The organism is Sphingomonas sp. M6A6_1c (assembly GCF_053345135.1).
The window spans coordinates 354365-376369 of record NZ_JBKEZO010000005.1; the positions used below are offsets into that span (position 1 = coordinate 354365).

Genomic DNA, 22005 nt, shown 5'->3' on the forward strand with positions numbered 1-22005 from the left:
GGGAAAACCATCGTGACGAAATACGCCTGTCTCATCCTGCTGCCGTGCATCGCGGTCGCGACACCTGCCTTCGGACAGAATGCGCAATCGACCAGTGGCCTGGAGCAGGTCGCCGACGCCGGCAGCGACATCCTCGTCACCGCCAATCGCGAGGCGCGGCCCGCGTCCACCGTCGGCCAGGCGGTGACCGTCCTCGACACCGCGACGATCACCCAGCGGCAGGCGGTCGTCGTCGCCGACCTGCTGCGCCAGACGCCCGGCGTCAGCGTGACGCGCAACGGCGGCGTCGGCACCGCGACCTCGGTCAACATCCGCGGCGCGGAGAGCGACCAGACCGTCGCGCTGATCGACGGGATCAAGCTCAACGATCCCTCGTCGCCGGGCGGCGGCTTCGACTTCGGCGGGCTGCTGATCGGCAATATCGCGCGGATCGAGGTGCTGCGCGGCGCGCAATCGGTGCTGTGGGGCAGTCAGGCGATCGGCGGCGTCGTCAACCTCATCACCCGCCAGCCGACCGAACAGGTCGCGGTCAACGCGCGCGTCGAGGGCGGCTGGCACGAGACCGGGCAGGGCTTCGCCAACGTCTCGGGCAAGATGGGGCCGGTGTCGGCGAGCCTGGGCGGCGGCTATTACACCACCGAGGGCATCTCGGCCTATGCGCCCGGCACGGAGCGCGACGGCTATCGCAACTATGCTGCCAACGGCAGCCTCGGCATCGCGCTGGCGTCGACCGTGTCGGTCGACCTGCGCGGTTTCTATTCCAACGGCCGCACCGATATCGACGGCGGCTTCCCTCTGCAGGACACCCGCGAATACGGCGAGTCCGAGCAGTGGACCGGCTATGCCGGCCTCAACGCGGCGCTGTTTGGCGGCAAATTGCGCAACCGCTTCGGCTATGCGCACACCGATACCAACCGGCACAATTACGATCCCGACGGCACGCCGACCGAGACCTTCGCTGGCAAAGGGCGCAACGACCGGATCGAATATCAGGGCGTCGCCGATCTGAGTTCCGCGGTGTTCGCCACCTTCGGCGCGGAGCGTGAGGTGTCGCGCTTCACCACGGCGAGCTACGGCGGGCCGGTGACGCAGGGACGGGCGCGGATCTTCAGCGTCTATGGCCAGCTCGCGGTGACGCCGATCGCCGGGCTGACCGCGACCGGCGGCGTGCGCCACGACGATCACAATCGCTTCGGCGGCGCGACGACCTGGTCGGGCAGCGGCGTCTATACGCCCAACGACGGCGCGACCGCGATCCGCGCGAGCTATTCGGAAGGGTTCAAGGCGCCGTCCTTGTACCAGTTGCAGAGCGAATATGGGAATGGCGCGCTGCGCCCCGAACGCTCGCGCGGCTGGGACGCGGGCGTGACGCAGAAGGCGCTCGACGGCGCGGTCGAGGCGAGCGCGACCTATTTCCGCCGCACCTCGTTCGACCTCATCAATTTCGTGTCCTGCGACACGTCGGTGGGGATTTGCGCCGACCGGCCGTTCGGCACCTATGACAATGTCGCGCGGGCGCGGGCGCAGGGCGTCGAATTCGCGCTGACGCTGCGCCCGGTCGAGGCGCTGACGGTCAGCGCCGCCTACACCTATCTGGATGCCAAGAACCGTTCGACCGGCACCGCCAATGCCGGCCGCGACCTGGCGCGGCGGCCGGACAACAGCGTGTCGGTCAACGCCGATTATCGCTGGCCGTTCGGGCTGACCACCGGCGCGACCGTCACCGCGGTGGGGGACAGTTTCAACAATGCGTCCAACACGCAGCGGCTCGACGGCTATGTCGTCACCGACGTGCGCGCGTCCTTCCCGATCGTCGACCATGTCGAGGTCTATGGTCGGATCGAGAATGCGTTCGACGCGCGCTATCAGACGATCCTGCAATATGGCCAGCCGGGGCGCGGGGCCTTCGGCGGCGTTCGCCTGACCTATTGATGATCGTCCCGCGCCCGACCGCCCCGCATCCCTGGGCCACCTTCTGCGCTCATGGCGGGCGGGTGGCGGAGGCGCGCGCGGCGTTCGGCCGCGCGGACTGGATCGACCTGTCGACCGGGATTGCGCCGTGGAGCTGGCCGGTCGAGACGCTCGTGGGGCTCGATCGCCTGCCCGAACCGACGGAAATCGCGGCGCTGGAAGCGGCGGCGGCGCGGGCGTTCGGCGTCGCCGACGCGGCGCAGGTCGTCGCGGTGCCGGGGACCGATCTGGCGATGCGGCTGCTCGCGCCGCTGATCAGCGCCCGCGCGCCGGCGGTGCGGCATCCCGGCTATGCCGGGCATCGCGCGGCGTGGCCGGAGGCGGAACTGGTGGCGGAGGGGCCGGGCGACCACGACCTGTTCGTGCTGGCGAGCCCGGCCAATCCCGACGGGCGCATCGCCGATCCGGCCGGCCTGCTGGCGACGACGATGCCGCTGGTGCTCGACGAAGCCTATGCCGACCCTGCGCCCGGCCTGTGCCCGCAGGCGTCTGACCGGCTGATCGTGTTGCGATCGTTCGGCAAATTCTATGGTCTGCCGGGATTGCGGCTCGGCTTTGTGGTGACGGGGGCGGGGATCGCCGGCGGGCTGCGCGCGATGCTCGGCGACTGGCCGGTGTCGTCGCCGGCGGTCGCGATCGGCACCGCCGCCTATCGCGATGCCGCATGGCGGCGGGCGCAGGCGAGCCGCATCGTCGAGACGGGGGTGCTGCTCGATACGGTGCTGCACGAGGCCGGGCTGGCGCTGGCCGGCAGCGCGCCGTTGTTCCGGCTGATCGCCTGCGACGATGCCGCGCGGCTGTTCGAGACGCTCGCGCATCATGCTATCCTGACCCGTCCCTTTGCCGACCGGGCCGACCGGCTGCGCATCGGCCTGCCGCGCGGCGCGGCGGCGCTCACCCGCCTCGCCGCGGCCCTCGAGGAGTATCGCTCATGACCGACGACTATGCCTGTCACAACGCCCGCATGGCGAAGGTCGCCGCGGCGCGCGAGAAGATGCAGGCGCGCCGTACGCTCGAACGCGGCCTGCTGATCGTCCACACCGGCAACGGCAAGGGCAAGTCGTCCTCCGCCTTCGGGATGGCGATCCGCAGCATCGGCTGGGGCCTGAAGGTCGCGATCCTCCAGTACGTCAAAGGCAAATGGGAAACGGGCGAGCGCAACTTCTTCGAGGCGCATCCCGATCTCGCGACGTTCGAGGTAATGGGCGAGGGCTTCACCTGGGATACGCAGGACCGCGCGCGCGACATCGCCGCGGCGCAGGCGGCATGGGAGCGGTCGAAGGCGATGATCCTCGATCCGGGAATCGATTTCGTCATCCTCGACGAGCTCAACATCGTGCTGCGCGACGGGACGCTGGCGATCGACGATATCGTGGCGTTCCTCAAGGACCGGCCGCTGACCAAGCATATCTGCATCACCGGCCGCCATGCCCGGCCCGAGCTGCTGGAGATCGCCGATCTGGTCACCGAGTTCGGCGAGGTGAAACATCCCTACAATGCCGGGTTCAAGGCGCAGAAGGGCGTCGAATATTGATCCGGCCGCTCGCCGTTGCGCTCGCCGCGCTGCCGCTGCTGTCGGCGGCCCCGCCGCCGCGGCCCCCGCGGATCGTGTCGATCAATCCGTGTATCGACGCGGTGCTGATGCACGTCGCCGACCCCGCGCAGATCGCCGGGATCAGCCATTATTCGCAGGACCCGCGCGCGACCTCGATTCCCCTGACGCAGGCGAGGCGCTTCACCGCGACCTCGGGCACCGCGGAGGAGGTGGTGGCGCTGGCGCCCGACATGGTGCTGACCGGCCCGCATGTCGCGCCCGCGACGATCGCGGCGCTGACCCGGATGAAGATTCGCATCGTCCAATATCCGGTGCCGGATACGGTCGTGGAGAGCGAGGAGCAGGTGCGCGACATCGCCCGCGTCGTCGGCCATCCGCAGCGCGGCGTGGCGCTGGCGGCGCGGATCGCGGCGGCGGCGCGGCCGGCGGCGGTGACGCCGGTGCCGGCGCTGATCTGGCAGTCGGGCGGGCTGGTGCCGGGTAGCGGCACGCTGCCTGCCGAACTGCTGCGCCGCGCCGGGTTTCGCGACATGAGCGCGGTCTATGGCTTGAAGAAATGGGACGTGCTGCCGCTCGAATATCTCGTCGCGCGGCCACCGCGCGTCTTGCTGTCGACCGCCGCGGCGGACGTCGGCGAGGATCGGATGACGTCGCATCCGGCGGTGCGGCGGCTGGCGGGGCGGATCACCGTCGCCCCCTATCCGACGCGGCTGATGAATTGCGGCGGGCCGACGATCATCGCGGCGATGGCGCGGCTGCGACAGGTGCGCGGGGGATTCGGGGCATGACGCGGCTCAATATCGGACTGGTGGTCGCGCTGCTCGCCGTCGCGGCGCTGTCGGTCGCGGCGGGCAAGGTGTGGGTGCCGTGGGACGCGTGGACCGCCACCGATCCGCGTTCGATCATCATCGTCGAGCTGCGCCTGCCGCGCACCGTGCTGGCGCTGGTCGTCGGCGCGGCGCTCGGCCTGTCGGGGGCGGTGATGCAGGGCTATCTGCGCAATCCCCTCGCCGATCCGGGGCTGTTCGGCGTGTCGACAGGCGCGGCGTTCGGCGCGGTGCTGGCGCTCTATTTCGGCTATGCCGCGCAGATATGGCTGTTGCCGGGCTTCGCGCTGGTCGGCGCGGGGGTGACGATGGCGTTGCTCGCGCTGATCGCGGGCCGCTCGGGTAGCCTGATCCTGTTCACGCTGGCGGGGATGATCCTCACCAGCATCTTCGGGTCGCTGACCAGCCTTGCGATCAGCCTCGCGCCGACGCCGTTCGTCTCGTCGCAGATCGTGACGTGGCTGCTCGGCGCGCTGACCGACCGGAGCTGGGACGACGTCAAGGTCGCCGCGCCGCTGGTCGCGGTCGGTGCGGCATTGCTGTTCGCCACCGGCCGCTCGCTCGACGCGCTGACGCTCGGCGAACAGGCGGCACGGTCGATGGGGGTCGATCCGGCGCGGCTGCAATGGCTGGTGATCGCCGGGGTGGCGCTGACCGTCGGGGCGTCGGTGGCGACGGCGGGGCAGATCGGCTTCGTCGGGCTGATCGTGCCCCATATGGTGCGGCCGTTCGCCGGGCATCGACCGTCGGCGATCCTGCTGCCCTCGGCGCTGGGCGGTGCGCTGCTGCTGACGCTGGCCGATGCGCTGGTGCGGATCGCGCCGACGGTGAGCGAGCTGCGGCTCGGCATCGCGATGTCGATGCTGGGCGGGCCGTTCTTCCTCTATCTGCTCGTCGCGATGCGCCGGAGGCTCGCATGACCGGTCTGGCGGCCGAGGGGATCGGCCTGACGCTCGGCGGCAACCGGGTGCTCGACGACGTCAGCTTCGCGTTCCGGCGTGGGCGGGTGACCGCGCTGCTCGGCGCGAACGGTGCGGGCAAGAGCACGTTGCTTGGCTGTCTCGCCGCGCTGCGCCGGCCCGACCGGGGCGCGGCGACGCTCGACGGGGTCGACGTGCAGGCGCTCGACCGGCGGGCGCGGGCGCGCGCCATCGGGTTGCTGCCGCAGGCGGCGGACGTGCATTGGGATATCGATGTCGCGACGCTCGTCGGGCTCGGGCGGCTGCCGCATCGCGGCCGCTGGGGCGAGACCGACGACGACCGCGCCGCGGTGGCGCGCGCGCTGGCGGCGACCGACATGACCGGCTTCGCGACGCGCGGCGTCGAGCGGTTGTCGGGCGGCGAGCGCGGCCGGGCCTTGCTCGCGCGGGTGCTGGCGGGCGAGCCCGACTGGCTGCTCGCCGACGAGCCGCTCGCCAGCCTCGATCCGGCGCACCAGCTCGACGTGCTCGCGCGGCTGAGCGGTGTCGCCCGAGCGGGAAGCGGCGTGGTGCTGGTGCTGCACGACCTGCATCTCGCGGCGCGGATCGCCGACGATGCGGTGCTGCTGCGCGGCGGGCGCGTCGTCGCGGCGGGGCCGGCGGATACGGTGCTGACCGCGCCGCTGATCGCGCAGGCCTATGGGGTAGAGGTCGAGATCGGCGTCACCCCGGCCGGCCAGCGCTTCATCCTGCCGATCGCGCGGTGAGCCATGCGCTGCCGCTGCTCCTCATGCTGATCGCGGAGGCGGCGTTCGGCTATCCTCGGCGCTGGCGGCATCCGGTGGTGGCGGTGGGCGCGCTGATCGATGCGGTCGAGCGGGGTTGGAACCGTGGCGATGCGCTGCGGCAGCGACTGGGCGGGGTGGCGCTGCTGGCGATATTGGTCGGACTGTCGGTGCTGACCGGCGTCGGCATAGAGCGGCTGGCGGGGGACCGCTGGGGGCTGGTTACGGTGGTGGCGATCGGGGCGACCGGGCTGGCGCAGCGCAGCCTGTACGATCATGTCGCGGCGGTGCTGACGCCGCTGGCGCATGGCGACCTGCCGGCGGCGCGGCAGGCGGTGGCGATGATCGTCGGACGCGATACCGACCGGCTCGACGAGGGCGGCGTCGCCGTCGCGGCGATCGAAAGCCTTGCCGAGAGCTTCTGCGACGGCGTCGTCGCGCCCGCTTTCTGGTTCCTCGTTGCCGGTCTGCCGGGGTTGTTCGCGGCCAAGGCGATCAACACCGCTGATTCGATGGTCGGGCATCGCACGCCGCGGCTCATTCGGTTCGGTTGGGCGTCGGCGCGCGCGGACGATCTGGTCAACTGGCTGCCGGCGCGGCTGTCGGGCGGGCTGATCTGTCTGGCGGGGTGGGGCGGCTGGCGCACGATGCTGCGCGACGCACGCCGCCACGCCTCGCCCAACGGCGGCTGGCCCGAGGCGGCGATGGCGGGGGCGCTGGGGCGGCGGCTGGGCGGCGCGGTGTCGTATGACGGCGAGCCGGCGCAGCGGGCGGTGCTGGGCGCGGGGCCGGCGCCGGATGCCGCCGATCTGGCGCGGGCGCTGCGCCGCTACCGGATCGCCTGCCTGCTGCTGTGGATCATGGTCGGAGCGCTGGCATGGGCGCGGTGATGATGCAGGGGACCGGTTCCGACGTCGGCAAGTCGGTGCTCGTCGCCGGCCTGTGCCGCGCGCTCGCCAACCGTGGCCTTGTCGTCCGCCCGTTCAAGCCGCAGAATATGTCGAACAACGCCGCGGTCACCGCCGACGGCGGCGAGATCGGCCGCGCGCAGGCGTTGCAGGCGATCGCCGCGCGCGTCGCGCCGAGCGTCGACATGAACCCGGTGCTGCTCAAGCCGCAGAGCGACCGCACCTCGCAGCTCGTCGTCGCGGGCCGGTCGCGCGGGACGCTGGCGGCGGGGGACTATTGGCGGCGCAAGCCCGATCTGCTCGGCGAGGTGCTCGATGCCTATCGGCGGTTGGCGGCGGCGGCGGATATCGTCGTGGTCGAGGGGGCGGGGTCGCCCGCGGAGATCAACCTGCGCCGCAACGACATCGCCAACATGGGCTTCGCGCGTGCCGCCGGGGTGCCGGTGGTGCTGGTCGGCGATATCGACCGCGGCGGGGTGATCGCCGCCCTGGTCGGGACCAAGGCGGTGATCGATCCGGAGGATGCGGCGATGATCCACGGCTTCATCGTCAACAAATTCCGCGGCGACCCCGCCTTGTTCGAGGACGGCGTGACCGCGATCGCCGATCGCACCGGCTGGCGCAGCATCGGCGTCGTGCCGTGGCTGGCGGAGGCGGCGCGGCTGCCCGCCGAGGATGCGGTGGCGCTCGGGCGGGAGAGCGGCGGCGCGGGGGTGACGATCGCGGTGCCGATGCTGTCGCGGATTGCCAATTTCGACGATTTCGATGCACTGGCGCACGAGTCCGGCGTGCGGCTGGCGATGATCCCGCCGGGCCGGCCCTTGCCGGGCGATGCCGCGCTGGTCGTGCTGCCGGGGAGCAAGGCGACGATCGCCGACCTCGCCTTCTTCCGCGCGCAGGGCTGGGACGTCGACCTTGCCGCGCACGTCCGCCGCGGCGGGCGGGTGCTGGGGATTTGCGGCGGCTATCAGATGCTGGGGCGGACGATCGCCGATCCGCTGGGGGTCGAGGGGCCGGCGGAGACGGTCGCGGGCTTGGGGCTGCTGCCGGTCGATACGGTGATCGCCGCGGACAAGAGGACGCGGGCGATCACCGGCGAGATCGGTGCCGGCATCGGCTTCACCGGCTATGAGATCCATGCCGGCGTCACGTCGACCGACGCGGGCACGCCGCCGCTGCTCCGCTTCGCCGATGGCGCCGCGGACGGGGCAAGCGCGCAGGATGGCCGGATCGCCGGCTGTTACGTCCACGGCCTGTTCGACGATTCCGCCGCGCGCGCGCATCTGCTCGCGCCGCTCGGTGTCGTGTCGGACGGGTTCGATCGGCGCGAGGGAATCGATACGGCGCTCGACGTGATCGCCGCGACGCTGGAACGGGTGCTCGACATCGACGCGCTGATCGCGCTTGCAAGGACCGCCGCATGACCGACGACGACGTTCGCGCCCATCTCGATGCGCTCGCCAAGCCGCGCGGCAGCATGGGGCGGCTGGAGGATATCGCGGTGCGGCTGGCGCGGACGCAGGACCGGCTCGATCCGCACACCCGGCCACGGCGGATCGTGCTGTTTGCGGGCGATCACGGCTGCGTTGCCGATGGCGTGTCGGCGTGGCCGTCGGCGGTGACGGGCATGATGGTGGCGACGATCCTCGCCGGCCGCGCGACCAGCAACGCGCTCGCCGCGGCGCATGACTGTCCGCTGCGGCTGGTCGACGTCGGCGTGGCCGGGCCGAAGCCGGCGGCCCCGCCCGTCTTCTTTCGCGACGCGCGGGTGGCGGACGGCACCGCCAGTCTCGCACGGGGTGCCGCGATGGATACCGGGCAGTTCGAAGCGGCGTGGCGGGTCGGCGCTTTGGAGGCGGATGCCGCGATCGACGACGGCGCGGCGCTGCTGATCGCCGGCGAGATGGGGATCGGCAACACGACCGCCGCCGCCGCGCTCACCGCGTTGCTGACCGGCCTGCCCGCCGCGGATGCGGTCGGGCGGGGTGCCGGTGCCGACGCGGATATGGTTGCCACCAAGACGCGGATCGTCGCCGATGCGGTCGCACGGGTCGCGCCGGGGCTGGCCGGCGATGCGCGGGGGACGATCGCCGCGGTCGCCGGCTATGAGATCGCCGCGATCGCGGGATTCTTCGCGCGCGGCGCCGCGCGTGGCGCGACGCTGCTGCTCGACGGCTATGTCGCCACCGCGGCGGCGCTGGTCGCCGAGCGGCTCGCCCCCGGCAGCATGCGCGCGATGATCGCCGGTCATCGCTCGGCCGAGCCGGGTCATGCCACGGCGCTGGCGCAGCTCGGGCTGGAGCCGCTGCTCGATTGGGGGATGCGGCTGGGCGAGGGGAGTGGCGCGCTCGTCGCGCTGCCGCTGCTCGATGCGGCGGCGGCGTTGCTCCGCGACGTCGCCCGGCTCGACGCGATCGGCGCCGAGCGGGCGGATTGATGGCGCGCGCGCCTTTATGGGCGCCGCCGTTGCTGGCGGTGCAGTTTCTCACCCGCGTGCCGGTGCCGGCGCTCACGCGGCTGAGCGCGGCGGCGGCGGGCGACGGCTTCGCGCGGGCGATGGCGTGGCTGCCGCTGGTCGGTGCGCTGATCGGGGCGGTGACCGCCGGAGTCTTCGTCGCGGCGCAGGCGTGGTGGCCGCCGGTGATCGCGGCGCTGTTCGCGCTGGCGGTCGAGGCGCTGCTGACCGGCGCCTTCCACGAGGATGCGGTCGCCGATTTCTGCGATGCCTTCGGCGGCACCGCGCGCGGCGAGGTGGCGCTCCGGATCATGCACGACAGCCGGATCGGCAGCTATGGCGCGCTCGGCCTGGGATTGATGGTCGGGCTGCGGCTTGCGGCGATCGTCGCGCTGCCGCCGATGCTGGCGGCGGCGGCGATCGTCGCGGCGGCGGCGGCGGGGCGGTTGTGGGCGGTGCTGCTCGCCGCCATCCTGCCGCCGGTGGCGGAGGGGATGGCGGCGCGGACGGGCGGGGTGCCGCCGCGCCGCGCGCTCGCCGCGCTGGCGCTGACCTTGCCGGGCGTGCTGCCGCTGGCGTGGTTGAGCCCGATGCCGGTGCTGGTCGATGCGGCGGTCGGCGTGGCGATCCTGTGGTGGCTGGCGCGGTTCCTGCGGCGGCGGATCGGCGGCAGCACTGGCGATTGCCTCGGCTTCGCGGCCTATGTCGGCCAGTTGACGTTGCTGCTCGCAGTGGCGGCGGGGTGAGCGCGCAGGTGCTGCTCGTCCGCCATCCGCCGGTGGCGAAGGCCTGGGCGGGGCGGTGCTACGGCCGGTCCGACATGGGATGGAGCCGCGCGGGCGCGGCGCTGGCGCGGCGGCTGGCGGTCGAGCTCGCAGCCGAATCGTTCGCGACGATCGTCCATTCCGGCGCGCGCCGTACGCGGCGGCTCGCCGACATGGTCGCGCGGCTGACGGGGCGGCCGGTGCAGGACGATCCCCGCTGGCTGGAGCGTGATTTCGGAACGTGGGAAGGGCGGCGCTGGGATGCGATCTGGCGCGAGACCGGCGATCTGATGGACCGGATGATGACGCATCCGCGCGACTTCCGCCCGGGTGGCGGCGAGACCGGGCTCGACCTCGCCCGCCGTGCCCGCGCCGCCTGGGACGGCCTGCCGCGCGCGGCGGACGTGCTGGTGATCGGCCACGGCGGGCCGATCGCGGCGGTCCGTGCGCAGCGCGCGGGCCTGCCGCTCGAACGGATGATAGAGATGGTGCCGCCGTGCGGCGCGATCGTCCGGCTGCCGCGCCTCGCGTCAGCGGACGACGCGTAGCCCCTTGGCGCTCTTGGGCGGCTGGTGGAGCAACGTATCGACGCGCGCGGCGAGATCGACCTGGCGGAACGGCTTGGCGAGCCGCGGCACGTCGCCGGGCACGTCGGCGCCGGTCGCGGCATAGCCGGTGATCAGCAGCGCGGGCAGGTGGTGGCCGGTGGCGCGCAATTCGCTGATCAGCGCCGCGCCGGTGATCCCCGGCATCAGATAATCTGTCACGAGCAGGTCGACGTCGACGCCGCCGCGGATCGCCGCCAGCGCCTGGCTGCCCGAGGCCGCCTCGACGACCTGATAGCCGATGTCGCGCAGCATGTCGGCGGTGGCGAAGCGGACGATGTCCTCGTCGTCGACCAGCAGGATCTTGGCGGCGCGACGCGCGGTGACCGGCTCGTTGCGATGATCGGCGACCACCGCAGGCTCCTCCTGCGTCGCCGGCAGCCAAAGCTCGACACGGGTGCCGCGGCCCGGCTCGCTCGCCAGCGCCAGCGTGCCGCCCGATTGCGCGGCGAGGCCGTGGATCATCGACAGGCCGAGCCCGGTGCCCTTGCCGACGCCCTTGGTCGAGAAGAACGGCTCGGTCGCGCGCGCCAGCGTCGCTTTGTCCATGCCGATGCCGGTATCGCTCGCCAGGATGCGCACGTAGCGGCCGGCGGACAGGCCGATCGCATTGCGCTCGTCGACCACGGCGCCGCCGACGGTGATCGTCAGCTGGCCACCGCCCGGCATCGCGTCGCGCGCGTTGATCGCGAGGTTGAGCAGGGCGAGTTCGAGCTGGTTGGGATCGACCCGCGCCGACGGCAAATCGTCGGCGACCTCGATCGTCACCTTGATCGTCGGCCCCAGCGAACGACGGATCAGATCGACCAGCCCCTCGATCAAAGCGCCGACGTCGACCGCCTTGGGTTGCAGCGCCTGGCGCCGCGCGAAGGCGAGCAGCCGCTGGGTCAGCGTCGCGGCACGCTCGGCCGCCTGCATCGCGCCGCTGACCATCCGCTGCGTGCGCTCGTCGTCCTTGTGCCGCCGCCGGACGAGGTCGAGGCTGCCGACGATCGGGGTGAGCAGATTGTTGAAATCGTGCGCGACGCCGCCGGTGAGCTGGCCGATCGCGTCCATCTTTTGCGCCTGGGCGAGCTGGGCGTCAGCCTCCTTGCGGGTGGTGATATCGGCGACGACGCCGGTCAGCCGTTCCGGCGTCCCATCGGCGGCGTAGCGCATCCGTCCCTTCTTGCTGATCCAGCGGCGGCTGCCGTCGGCGCCCTGGATTGCGCATTCGACATCGAGCGTACCGGTGCGCGCCGCATCGTCCAGCGCCGCGGCGATCTCGTCGCGCTGTGCCGGGTCGACGTGGCCGATCAGCCGCTCGACCGACCATTGCGGCTGCGGCACGCCATAGCCGAAGATCTCGTCGTGGCGCGGGCTGCGACGGATGTCGCCGCTGGCGACGTCGAGATCCCAGCTGCCCATGCCCGCCGCCTCGAGTGCGAATTCCAGGCTGTCGCGTGCCGCCTCGAGCTCGGCGGTGCGCTGCGCCACCGCCGCCTCCAGCGTCGCTGCGGCGGTGCGCAGCTCATATTGCCGCTGCCGCGCCTTGATCGCCGAGCGGACCGCGCCGAGCATCGCCTCGGCATGCAGCGGCCGTTCGAGCATCACGACGTTGCCGAGTTCGTCCAGCCGCTGCGCCGCCGCCGCCGACCGCGGCGCGCGGCCGCCGTTGGCGAGCATCACGAACGGCAGGTCGGACCAGGCCGGCTGCGCCGCCACCCAGGCGGCCAGCGCCGAGCGATCGCCGGCGACCAGCGCCTCCTCGGTGATCAGCACCGCGGCGACGCCGCGCGCCAGTTCGGCGACCAGCGTCGCCAAATCTGGGACGATCTCCGCTGAAATCGCCCCGCGCCGCAGCAGGTCGGCGGCGACGAAGGCGTCGCGCCCCCGCGGCGCGAGGATGAGGACGCGGTCGTCCATGGTCAGCCGCCGCCGCCGTCGGCGGGCGTGAGCAGCGTGTTGCTATCGCCCGAGAAGTTCGGCGCGCCGCTCAGCACGTTCTGGAACGACGCCAGCGGCTCGCCCAGATGGATGCCGCCCTCGCCGATGCGGAATTCGCGGATCGTGCGCTCGTGGCGGGCGGTGCGCGTCTTGATCACCGAAATCGCCTGCCGCACCGCGCCGAACGCCTCGAAATAGCGGAGTTGGACCGCGGTGTCGGCGAGATAGCTGAGATCGATGTCTGCGCGTACATCGCCGAGGATGCCGTGCATCCCGAGGATCAGCAGCGAGGCGACCCCGCGCTGACCCAGATAGGTCAGCAGCTCGTGCATCTGGAGCATAAGGAACTGCTCGCTCGGCATCGATTGCAGATAGGCATTGAGGCTGTCGATGACGATGATGCGCGCCGCATCCTCCTCGACCGCGGTGCGCACCGTCGCGGCGAACTCGCCCGGCGACAGCTCGGCGGGATCGATCGCGCGCAGCGTCAGCTGGCCGTTGGCGAGATAGGGATGCAGGTCCATCCCCAACGCCTGCGAGCGGGCCAGCAGCGTCGGCGCGCGCTCGTCGAACAGGAAATAGGCGGCATTCTCGCCGCGACGTAGCGCCGCGATCATGCATTGCACGGTCGTCGTCGTCTTGCCGACCCCGGCAGGGCCGGTGAACAGCGTCGCCGTGCCGCGGACGAGGCCACCGCCGAGCAGCGCATCGACGGCGTCCGACCCGGTGGAGATGACCTCGAGATCGCGTTCCGCCTTGTAATCGGCTGCGGTCAGCCGGGTATAGACCGACAGGCCGCCGCGCTCGATCTCGAAATCATGATAGCCGCCGCGGAAGCGGACGCCGCGCATCTTGACGACGTGCAGCCGCCGCCGCTGCGCGCCGAACCCGGAGAGCGTCTGTTCGAGAGAGATCACGCCGTGCGCGATACTGTGCAATTGCAGGTCGTTGCCCGTCCCGCTCTTGTCGTCGAGGACGATCACCGTGCACTGGCGGGTCGAGAAGAAATGCTTCAGCGCGAGGATCTGGCGGCGATAGCGGATCGGGCTCTGCGCGAGCAGGCGCAATTCGGACAGGCTGTCGATGACGACGCGCGCCGGGCGCAGTTCGTCGACCTTGGCCATGATCGCGCGCACCGTCTCGCCCAGTTCGACTTCGCTGGGGTGCAGCAGCGTCTGTTCCTGGTCGTCGCTCAGGCCGTCGGCGGGCACCATCTCGAAGATGGTGATCGGATCGAGCGACCAGCCGTGCGTCTCGGCGACGGCGAGCAGCTCCACCTCCGTCTCGGCGAGCGTGACGTACAGGCCCGCTTGTCCGATGGCGGCGCCGGTGAGCAGGAAGCCGAGCCCCAGCGTCGTCTTGCCCGTTCCGGGCGTGCCCTCGACCAGATAGAGGCGCTCGGGCGTCAGCCCCCCGTTGAGAACGTAATCGAGCCCGATGATGCCGGTGGATGCCTGGGTCGATTGTGTAGCCTGTACCAATCCGGTCTCCGTAAAACGTTGCCGGATGACGGTCCCGGTGCCGATCCTCGTTAGGCGTGTCGGCGCTTGGCGCCTAGTTGCGTTCCCGTCGTGCCGCATCGGTCTTAGCGCGCTCCGCGGCAAAGGGTTCCGCGGCGTTCCAGCCGGGCCACGTCCGCCGCCCGGCGATCTCGCGACCGAGCGCATACGCGACGCTGCCCTCCTGCGCCGCGCCGGTCATGTCCCAGCGCGGGTCGTATTCGTCGCAGGTCTGATGATAGCAGCGCGCGTTATAGGCGCTGCGCTTCGCCTCGCCCGCCGCCATGCCGCCGGCGACGATGTCGCGGCCGGCGCGGAAGTAGACGCCGGGGACGCCCTTCGCGGCGAAGGCATAATGGTCGGAACGATAATACCAGCCCGCCTCGGTATTCTCCTCGGGATCGATCCGCAGGCCCTGCGTCGCGGCGACGCGGGCGAGATCGGCCTCCAGCGGGGTGCGGCCGACGCCGATCAGCTCGAGATTGCGGGTGCGGCCGAGCACGACATGCGGGTCTAGGTTGAACTGCGCCGCGGTGGTCGCGAGCGGCAGCGCGGGATGGTCGGCATACCAGGTGGCGCCGAGCAGGCCCTTCTCCTCCGCGGTCCACAAGGCGAACACCACCGATCGCCGCGGGCGGGCATCGCGCGTGAAGGCGCGGGCGATGTCGAGCAACGTCGCGGTGCCGGTGCCGTTGTCGATCGCGCCGTTGCGGATGCGGTCGGCGGGCGGATCGAAGGCGTTCTCGCCATAAGCGTCCCAATGCGCGCCGTAGAGGATGCTGCCGGCCGCGGGATCGGTGCCGGGCAGGATGCCGACGATATTGTGGCTCTCGGTCCGGTCGAGCCGCGTCGTCACCGCCGCGCTGAACGTCGCGCCGCGCAGCGCGACGCCGGTGAAGTCCGCCCGCTGCGCGGCCCGCTTGGCGGCGGCATAGTCGAGCCCGCCCTGCGCGAGCAGCCGGACGCCGATATCGTTGCGCAGCGTGCCGCGCAGGCCGAAGGCGGGCGGCACGCTGCCGGTGTCGAGGGCATAGCCCGGCACCGCATCGCCATTGGCCAGTTGCAGCCAGGGATAGCTCGACGGGAAGGTCTCATGGATCTGGACGAAGGCGGCGGCGCCGCGTTTCTGCGCCTCGGCGAGCTTGGTGCGCGCGGCGGGGCTCGACGCGCGGCCGCCGAAGCCGAGATCGCGCCCCGCCTCGACGTCGGGATCGCCGGCGAGCGCCACCACCAGTTTGCCGCGCACGTCGACGCCGCGATAGGGATCGTAGCCGAGCCCGGGCTCGACCACGCCATAGCCGACGAAGACCACCGGGACACGATCGAGCCGCGTCTCGCCGACGATACGCGAGCTGGCCGAAATCTCGACCCCCGGTCGCAGCGGCAGCGCGGTGCCGCCGAGGTCGAGCGTCATCGCGGCGCGCTCGCGGGTCCAGCGCAGCAGCGGCACGCGCTGGTGATAGCCGCTGTCGCCGGCGGGCTTGAGGCCGAGCTTGACGAAGCGCTTTTCGAGGAAGTCGAGCGTGATCGGCTCGCCCGCCTGCGTCGGCCCGCGGCCGTGGAAGCCGTCGGCGCTGAGGGTGCGGACGTCGGCCTTGATCCGCTCGGGCGAGAGCAGCGGCGGCTTGGGATCGGTCGCGGCGATCAGCAGCAGGGCGAGCGGGAGCAGGCGTTTCATGACGGCGAAGGTGACGCGGTTCGGGGCGGTGCACAAGCGGGGGAGGTTCCTATTCGGTGCCGTGGCGAAATTCCTCCCCCTGGCGGGGGAGGAATTGTCATCGGTGCCAGGTCGGTGGCCCTATCCGCACTTGCGGGCGCCCCGCGCGTCATGACAAAGCCGCGCGGATGACGTCCTTGCCCGCCCTCGGCCTCGATTTCGGAACCACCAATTCGGTCGCCGCAGTCGCGCGCGGCGAGGCGGCCGAGCTGGTCATGCTCGATGCGCCCGACGGCGACCAGGCGGTGTTCCGTTCGGCCCTGTGCTTCTGGGAGGACGGCGACGTCCGCGGCGGGCTCGCAGCGGAGGCGGGACCGTGGGCGATCCGCGAATATCTCGACTTTCCCGAGGGCAGCCGCTTCATCCAGTCGTTCAAGTCGGTCGCCGCCAGCGCCAGCTTCGAACATGCCACCATCTTCGAGCGGCGGATGCGGTTCGAGGATCTCGGCAGCCTGTTCGTCGCCAAGATGCGCGCGCATGCCCGCGGGCGGCTGGACGGGCCGATCGCGCGCGTCGTCGTCGGGCGGCCGGTGGCTTATGCGGGCAGCCGACCCGACGAGGCGTTGGCGCGCAGCCGCTACAATCTGGTGTTCGGCGCGCTCGGCGCGGAGGTCCATTACGTCTACGAACCGCTCGGCGCGGCGTTCAGCTACGCGGCGCGGCTGACCGAGCGCGCGACGATCCTCGTCGCCGATTTCGGCGGCGGCACCAGCGACTTTTCCGTCGTGCGCGTCGACGTGCCGGGGGCCGCGCGGCGCTGCGTGCCGCTCGGCCATGCCGGCGTCGGCATCGCCGGCGACCGGTTCGACCAGCGGATCGTCGACCGGCTGGTGATGCCGTTGCTCGGCAAGGGCGGGTCGTATCGCTCGTTCGACAAGGTGCTGGAGATCCCCGGCGGCTATTTCGCCGATTTCGCCGACTGGTCGCGGCTGGCGCTGATGCGCAACAAGCGGACGCTCGCCGAACTGGAGAAATTGCGCCGCTCGGCGCTCGATCCGGACGCGATCGGGCGGATGATCGCGGTGATCGAGCAGGAGCTGGGCTATCGGCTCTACGACGCGGTCGGGCAGTTGAAGCGCGCGCTGTCGGAGGCGGAGCAGGCGCGGTTCGTGTTCGAGGGTGCCGGGCTGGCGATCGAGGCCGAGGTGACGCGCGACCAGTTCGAGGCGTGGATCGCGCCCGACATCCTGCGCATCGACGCCGCGGTCGACAGCGCGCTGGCGAATGCCGGGGTCGAGGCGGCGGCGATCGACCGCATCTTCCTGACCGGCGGCACCTCGCTCACCCCGCGCATCCGCCGCCTGTTCGACGAGCGCTTCGGCGCGGAGCGGATCGCGACCGGCGGCGAACTCACCTCGATCGCGCACGGATTGGCGCTGATCGGCGTGCAGGACGACATCGCCGCCTGGGCGAGCTGACGCGGGTCCGCCTGCCTGATGGAGGAATAAGGACACTTGCCGTTTCCGGCATGCCGCGCCTAGCATAGGTCACTCATTCTGTCGGAGATCCCCATGCGCGCTGTCCTGTTGCTGTCCTCGCTCGCCCTGCTCTCGGTCGGCGTGCAGGCGCAGCAGCAGCCGGCGGGTGACATTCCGGCGCAGTTCAAGCTGGTCGACACCGCCAACGATTACATCAAGCGCGAAGTGATGATCCCGATGCGCGACGGGACCAAGCTCTATACCGTGATCGTCATCCCCAAGAATGCGACCAACGCGCCGATCGTGCTGACCCGCACGCCCTATAACGCCAAGGCGCGCGCCAACCGCAGCGACAGCACGTCAATGCTGGCGACCTTGCCGCTCGCCGACGAGATTTTCGTCAAGGGCGGCTATATCCGCGTCTATCAGGACATCCGCGGCAAATACGGGTCGGAGGGCGATTACGTCGTCACCCGGCCGGTGATCGGCCCGCTCAACCCGACCCCCCCAAATAAGGTTGGGGTCGATCACGTCACCGACGCCTATGACACGATCGACTGGCTGGTGAACAAGGCGAACCTGCCGCAGTCGAACGGCCGCGTCGGCATGATCGGCTCGTCCTACGAAGGCTTCACCGTGGTGATGGCGCTGCTCGCGCCGCATCCCGCGCTCAAGGTCGCGGCGCCGGAAAGCCCGATGATCGACGGCTGGATGGGCGACGACTGGTTCCATTACGGCGCCTTCCGCCTCGCCAACATCGCCTGGCTCGGCGGGCAGACCGGCTACAAGGGCAACGGCACCGTGCCGCCCACGGGGGGCTGGGACGATTACGACAATTTCCGCGAAATCGGCTCGGCGGGCGATTGGGCGAAGAAATCGGGCTACGACCAGCTCCCGTATTGGAAGCGGATGTCGCAGCATGCCGCCTATGACGACTTCTGGCAGGGGCAGGCGCTCGACAAATTGCTCGCCGCCAATCCGTCGAACGTGCCCACGCTCTGGGAACAGGGGCTGTGGGATCAGGAGGATATGTACGGCGCGATCACCGCTTGGGAGGCGCTGAAGGCGAAGGGCAAGGCGGGCAACAATTTCCTGGTGATGGGGCCGTGGCGGCACAGCCAGGTCAATCGCGAAGGCCGCAGCCTGGGGCCGTTCCAATGGGACGGCGACACCGCCGCGCAATTCCGCGAGCAGATGGTGCTGCCGCTGTTCGACCAGTATCTCAAGGACGGTCCGGCGGCGAACCTGCCACAGGCGGCGATCTACAATACCGGCGAGAATCATTGGGATCGCCTCAACAACTGGCCGCTTGCCTGCGAGAGCGGCTGCGCGGCGCCGCTCAAGCCGATCTACCTCCAGGCGGACGGCGGGCTCGGCTTCGACAAGGCGGCGGCGGGCGGCGACAGCTATGTCTCCGACCCCGCCAAGCCGGTGCCGCATCTGCCGCGCCCGGTCAATTTCAAGGATGGCCGCTGGGGCGACTGGCTGGTCAGCGACCAGCGTGGATCGGACGGGCGGCCCGACGTGATGACCTATACGACACCGGTACTGACCGCGGCGATGCGCGTCTCGGGCGCGCCGATCGCCGATCTCTATGCGGCGACGACCGGCACCGACGGCGATTTCGTCGTCAAGGTGATCGACGTCTATCCGGCGGAGAACGCCACCGATCCAAAGATGGGCGGATATCAACTGCCGATCAGCCTCGACATCTTCCGCGGCCGCTATCGCGACAGTTTCGCGCATCCGAGCGCGATCCCCGCCAACAAGGTGCAGCATTACCGCTTCCGCCTGCCGACGGTGAACCACGTCTTCCAGCCGGGGCATCGCGTGATGGTGCAGGTGCAGTCGAGCCTGTTCCCGCTCTACGATCGCAACCCGCAGACCTATGTGCCCAACATCTTCTTCGCCAAGCCGGCGGATTACCGGAAGGCGACGGTGACATTGCGCCGTGGTGGCGCGACGCCGAGCGCGGTGCTGCTGCCGGTGGTCCCGATCGAGCAGGCGCAGGCACGGGGACAATAATTCAGCTCTGCGTCGTCGCGCGCTTCGCCGATCCGTCGCGGAGCGCCCAGCGCAGGACCGAGGCGATGCCGGCGACGCCGGCGCGCACCGCGGGCTTGCCGAGCGGCGGGCGATCGAGCCCGTGCATCCGCGCCGCCCAATCGGGAAGGAGGTCGATGCCGCCCTCCATCAGCACGGTCTGCGCGGGGGCCATCGCGAGGCTGGCGGGTTGCTGGCGGAGCAATGCGCGCGATACCTCGCGGGTGCGGTGGTCGACGCGCAGCTGCGGGCGGATCGCGGTGAAATAGGCGGCGAGCGCCGCGCGCGTCCTGGGTACGCCGGTCGCGCCGAGCCGTTCGGCGACGACGGCATATTCGGCGAGATAGCGGTCCTGCTCCGCCGCCGGGAAGGCGGGGTCGCGGTAGCGGCGGTGCGCGGCGAGGAAGCTCGCGACCTCGGCGACATGGACCCAGGTGAGCAGGTCGGGATCGTTGGCGCTATAGGGCGTGCCGTCGGGTAGGGTGCCGGCGACGCGGTCGTGGATGCCGCGCACCTTGGCGATCAGCGCCTCCGCGGTCGCGGTCGAGCCGTAGGTGGTGCCGGAGATGAATTGCGCGGTGCGGCGCAGCCGGCCGAGCATGTCGCGGCGGAAGTTGGAATGGTCCCACACCCCCGCCAGCGCGCCGGGATGGAGCATCTGGAGCAGCAGCGCGGCGACCCCGCCCGCCATCATCGCGGTGAAGTCGCCATGCACCACCCACGCGGCCGACCCGGGGCCGAACAGGCCGTCGTCGCCGGGCGGGCGGGTGAGATCGACCGCTCCGTCACCGAAACCGACCAACCGATGCACCTGAGTCTGGATCGTGTCGCGAAGATCGGCCATGCTGTCTCATCTAGTGCGGCCCGGCGGCCAAACCAGTGACGGGAGACGTAACGATGCGCCTGGCTCTTTCGATGTTCGCGGCGGCGGCGCTGACCACCGCGGTGGTGGCGCAGGACAAAGCGGCACCCGCCGGCCCGGCGATCACCCGCGCGCTCGCCGATCCCGCCCGCGCCGACCAGGCGGGCGACGATGCCCGGCGGCAGGCGGCAGCGGTGCTCGCCTTCGCCGGGGTGAAGCCGGGCGACACGGTGGTCGATTATCTGCCCGGTGCGGGCTATTGGACGCGGATCTTCACCGGCGTGGTCGGGCCGAAGGGCAAGGTCTATGCGCTGTGGCCCGCCGCCGGCGCCAAATATGCCGAGAAGAGCCTGCCGGCGTTGCAGGCGCGCGGCCTCGCCAACGTCGTCGCGCAAGTGCAGCCGACCGATCTGCCGACCGCGCCGCAGCCGGTCGACCTGTTCTGGACGGTGCAGAATTACCACGACATCCCCAACAAGGGCGCGGGCGAGCCGGCGTTGCGCGCGTTCGACGCGGCGGTGTTCCAGTTGCTCAAGAAGGGCGGCACCTATGTGGTGATCGACCATGCCGATGCGCCGGGCACCGGGCTGACCGGGACCGAGACGAAGCACCGGATCGATCCCGCGGCGGTGCGCCGGCAGATCGAGGCGACGGGGTTCCGTTTCGTCGGCGCGAGCAAGGTGCTCGCCAATCCGGCGGACGACCATAGCAAGAACGTGTTCGATCCGGCGGTGCGCGGCAAGACGGACCAGTTCGTGCTGAAGTTCCGGAAGCCGTAGGACCGCAAATTTCTCCCCCGCCAGCGGGAGTGAACCAGCGAAGCGGGTGGTGGGGGAGGGCAGGGTGGGAGCTTCGCAATCGGGCTTCCACCCTTTCCTCCCCCTCCACCATTCGGCTGGCGCCGAACGGTCCCCCTCCCCCTGGCGGGGGAGGATTTTGGGGGCCTTTTCGTCGCACTGCGCGTTACCTCGCCGACTTATCGGAAGGGAATGCCTGTGCCGTCGTTGACCAAGACCCTTGCCGCCGGGATCGCCGGCGGGCTCGTCGCCAGCCTGGCGATGAACCTGTTCCAGTCGGTGAGCGCGTCGGCATTCGGGCAGACGGGCAGCAACGACGATCCGTCCACCGTGAAGGCGGCGGACAGCGCCAAGAAGGCGGTCACCGGCGATGCGGTGACGCAGAAGCATCGCGCCGCGGCGGGCGGGCTGGTCCATTATGCCACCGGCGCGGCACTGGGTGCGGGCTATGCGCTGGCGGTGCGGCAATGGCCCGGATCGAATGCGGGGTTCGGATCGGCATTCGGGATCGGCGTGGCGACGATGCTCGACGATGTCGCGGTGCCGGCGTTCGGCTGGGGACCGGGGCCGACCGAGACGCCGCTGGAGACGCATGCCTACGGGCTTATCAGCCATGTCGTGTTCGGGCTGGTGCTGGAAGGTACGCGGCGGGCGATCGTCGAGACGCTCGACTGACCCGATTGCGGCAGGAATGCGGCAACGTGGACAAGATGGACACCTGAACGGAAACGATCGGGGGCGATCGTTTCCATTCTGGTGGTGATAGACGGAAGACGGGATAGCGCGTCTGGCCATTGTTTAAGCATCGTCCGTTGCCGCGCGTAGGATTGATTGGCATTTGAATTCCCCTCCGGCGTTGTGGCGCCGCGCAGTAATGACGGAGGTAAGGGCACGCCACCGAGGACGTCGCTACCTCCCCCTCCGTCATGCCTTCGGCATGCCACCTCCCCCTG

19 protein-coding genes are annotated in these 22005 nt (G+C 70.8%); 15 read left to right on the forward strand and 4 right to left on the reverse strand.

What is annotated here, in order from left to right:
• Window positions 1-12 precede the first annotated feature (12 nt).
• Genes ACLBWH_RS12805 through ACLBWH_RS12855 form a run of 11 tightly spaced genes read left to right on the forward strand, consistent with a single transcriptional unit; the run spans window position 13 to window position 10733 of the window.
• Entirely contained in the window at window positions 13-1932 is a 1920-nt protein-coding gene (locus ACLBWH_RS12805) for a TonB-dependent receptor plug domain-containing protein (protein WP_447799297.1), read from the forward strand.
• Window positions 1932-2906 (forward strand): aminotransferase class I/II-fold pyridoxal phosphate-dependent enzyme, encoded by a 975-nt coding sequence (locus ACLBWH_RS12810; RefSeq protein ID WP_447799299.1) that lies wholly within the window; start codon window positions 1932-1934, stop codon window positions 2904-2906. Before ACLBWH_RS12805 ends, ACLBWH_RS12810 begins: the two co-directional genes overlap by 1 nt.
• Window positions 2903-3505, forward strand: a complete 603-nt coding sequence (gene cobO, locus ACLBWH_RS12815; protein ID WP_447799300.1) for a cob(I)yrinic acid a,c-diamide adenosyltransferase — start codon at window positions 2903-2905, stop codon at window positions 3503-3505. The genes ACLBWH_RS12810 and cobO overlap by 4 nt, the downstream gene beginning before the upstream one ends.
• Window positions 3502-4314, forward strand: a complete 813-nt coding sequence (locus tag ACLBWH_RS12820) for an ABC transporter substrate-binding protein (RefSeq protein WP_447799302.1) — start codon at window positions 3502-3504, stop codon at window positions 4312-4314. The genes cobO and ACLBWH_RS12820 overlap by 4 nt, the downstream gene beginning before the upstream one ends.
• Entirely contained in the window at window positions 4311-5273 is a 963-nt protein-coding gene (locus ACLBWH_RS12825; protein ID WP_447799304.1) for a FecCD family ABC transporter permease, read from the forward strand. The genes ACLBWH_RS12820 and ACLBWH_RS12825 overlap by 4 nt, the downstream gene beginning before the upstream one ends.
• The gene (locus ACLBWH_RS12830; RefSeq protein ID WP_447799305.1) at window positions 5270-6040 is read left to right on the forward strand and encodes an ABC transporter ATP-binding protein; all 771 of its coding nucleotides are present in this window, start codon (window positions 5270-5272) and stop codon (window positions 6038-6040) included. The genes ACLBWH_RS12825 and ACLBWH_RS12830 overlap by 4 nt, the downstream gene beginning before the upstream one ends.
• The gene (gene cbiB / locus ACLBWH_RS12835; protein WP_447799307.1) at window positions 6037-6948 is read left to right on the forward strand and encodes an adenosylcobinamide-phosphate synthase CbiB; all 912 of its coding nucleotides are present in this window, start codon (window positions 6037-6039) and stop codon (window positions 6946-6948) included. The genes ACLBWH_RS12830 and cbiB overlap by 4 nt, the downstream gene beginning before the upstream one ends.
• The gene (locus tag ACLBWH_RS12840; RefSeq protein ID WP_447799309.1) at window positions 6936-8390 is read left to right on the forward strand and encodes a cobyric acid synthase; all 1455 of its coding nucleotides are present in this window, start codon (window positions 6936-6938) and stop codon (window positions 8388-8390) included. Before cbiB ends, ACLBWH_RS12840 begins: the two co-directional genes overlap by 13 nt.
• Window positions 8387-9403 carry a nicotinate-nucleotide--dimethylbenzimidazole phosphoribosyltransferase gene (gene cobT / locus ACLBWH_RS12845; protein ID WP_447799311.1) on the forward strand — a complete coding sequence of 339 codons (1017 nt, stop codon included), beginning with the start codon at window positions 8387-8389 and terminating at the stop codon, window positions 9401-9403. Before ACLBWH_RS12840 ends, cobT begins: the two co-directional genes overlap by 4 nt.
• The gene (gene cobS, locus ACLBWH_RS12850) at window positions 9403-10167 is read left to right on the forward strand and encodes an adenosylcobinamide-GDP ribazoletransferase (RefSeq protein WP_447799313.1); all 765 of its coding nucleotides are present in this window, start codon (window positions 9403-9405) and stop codon (window positions 10165-10167) included. Before cobT ends, cobS begins: the two co-directional genes overlap by 1 nt.
• Window positions 10164-10733 (forward strand): histidine phosphatase family protein, encoded by a 570-nt coding sequence (locus tag ACLBWH_RS12855; RefSeq protein ID WP_447799315.1) that lies wholly within the window; start codon window positions 10164-10166, stop codon window positions 10731-10733. Before cobS ends, ACLBWH_RS12855 begins: the two co-directional genes overlap by 4 nt.
• Here ACLBWH_RS12855 and ACLBWH_RS12860 read toward each other — a convergent pair.
• The 3 genes from ACLBWH_RS12860 to ACLBWH_RS12870 all read right to left on the reverse strand — a co-directional run bounded on the left by ACLBWH_RS12860 (window position 10716) and on the right by ACLBWH_RS12870 (window position 15893).
• A complete protein-coding gene (locus ACLBWH_RS12860; RefSeq protein WP_447799317.1) occupies window positions 10716-12695 on the reverse strand; it encodes an ATP-binding protein in 1980 nt (659 codons plus the stop codon). The genes ACLBWH_RS12855 and ACLBWH_RS12860 overlap by 18 nt on opposite strands.
• A 2-nt stretch (window positions 12696-12697) precedes the next feature.
• Window positions 12698-14197: an ATPase domain-containing protein gene (locus ACLBWH_RS12865; protein WP_447799319.1), complete on the reverse strand. Its 1500-nt coding sequence runs from the start codon at window positions 14195-14197 to the stop codon at window positions 12698-12700.
• A gap of 73 nt (window positions 14198-14270) precedes the next feature.
• Window positions 14271-15893 (reverse strand): M28 family peptidase, encoded by a 1623-nt coding sequence (locus ACLBWH_RS12870; protein ID WP_447799321.1) that lies wholly within the window; start codon window positions 15891-15893, stop codon window positions 14271-14273.
• A 167-nt stretch (window positions 15894-16060) separates the two neighbouring features.
• On the opposite strand from ACLBWH_RS12870, the gene ACLBWH_RS12875 reads away from it, so the two are divergent.
• Together ACLBWH_RS12875 and ACLBWH_RS12880 are read left to right on the forward strand one after the other, a co-directional pair.
• Window positions 16061-17350, forward strand: coding sequence for an Hsp70 family protein (locus ACLBWH_RS12875; protein ID WP_447799322.1), 1290 nt, complete (start codon window positions 16061-16063; stop codon window positions 17348-17350).
• Between the two features lie 93 nt (window positions 17351-17443).
• Complete coding sequence (locus ACLBWH_RS12880; RefSeq protein WP_447799324.1) at window positions 17444-19375, forward strand: CocE/NonD family hydrolase; 1932 nt, start codon at window positions 17444-17446, stop codon at window positions 19373-19375.
• A 1-nt stretch (window position 19376) separates the two neighbouring features.
• On the opposite strand, the gene ACLBWH_RS12885 is transcribed toward ACLBWH_RS12880, so the two are convergent.
• Window positions 19377-20237: an oxygenase MpaB family protein gene (locus tag ACLBWH_RS12885; protein WP_322850660.1), complete on the reverse strand. Its 861-nt coding sequence runs from the start codon at window positions 20235-20237 to the stop codon at window positions 19377-19379.
• Between the two features lie 53 nt (window positions 20238-20290).
• Here ACLBWH_RS12885 and ACLBWH_RS12890 point away from each other — a divergent pair, with 53 nt between their 5' ends.
• Window positions 20291-21034 (forward strand): class I SAM-dependent methyltransferase, encoded by a 744-nt coding sequence (locus ACLBWH_RS12890; RefSeq protein ID WP_322850659.1) that lies wholly within the window; start codon window positions 20291-20293, stop codon window positions 21032-21034.
• 216 nt (window positions 21035-21250) lie between these two features.
• Complete coding sequence (locus ACLBWH_RS12895; RefSeq protein WP_447799327.1) at window positions 21251-21727, forward strand: DUF1440 domain-containing protein; 477 nt, start codon at window positions 21251-21253, stop codon at window positions 21725-21727.
• Window positions 21728-22005 lie beyond the last annotated feature (278 nt).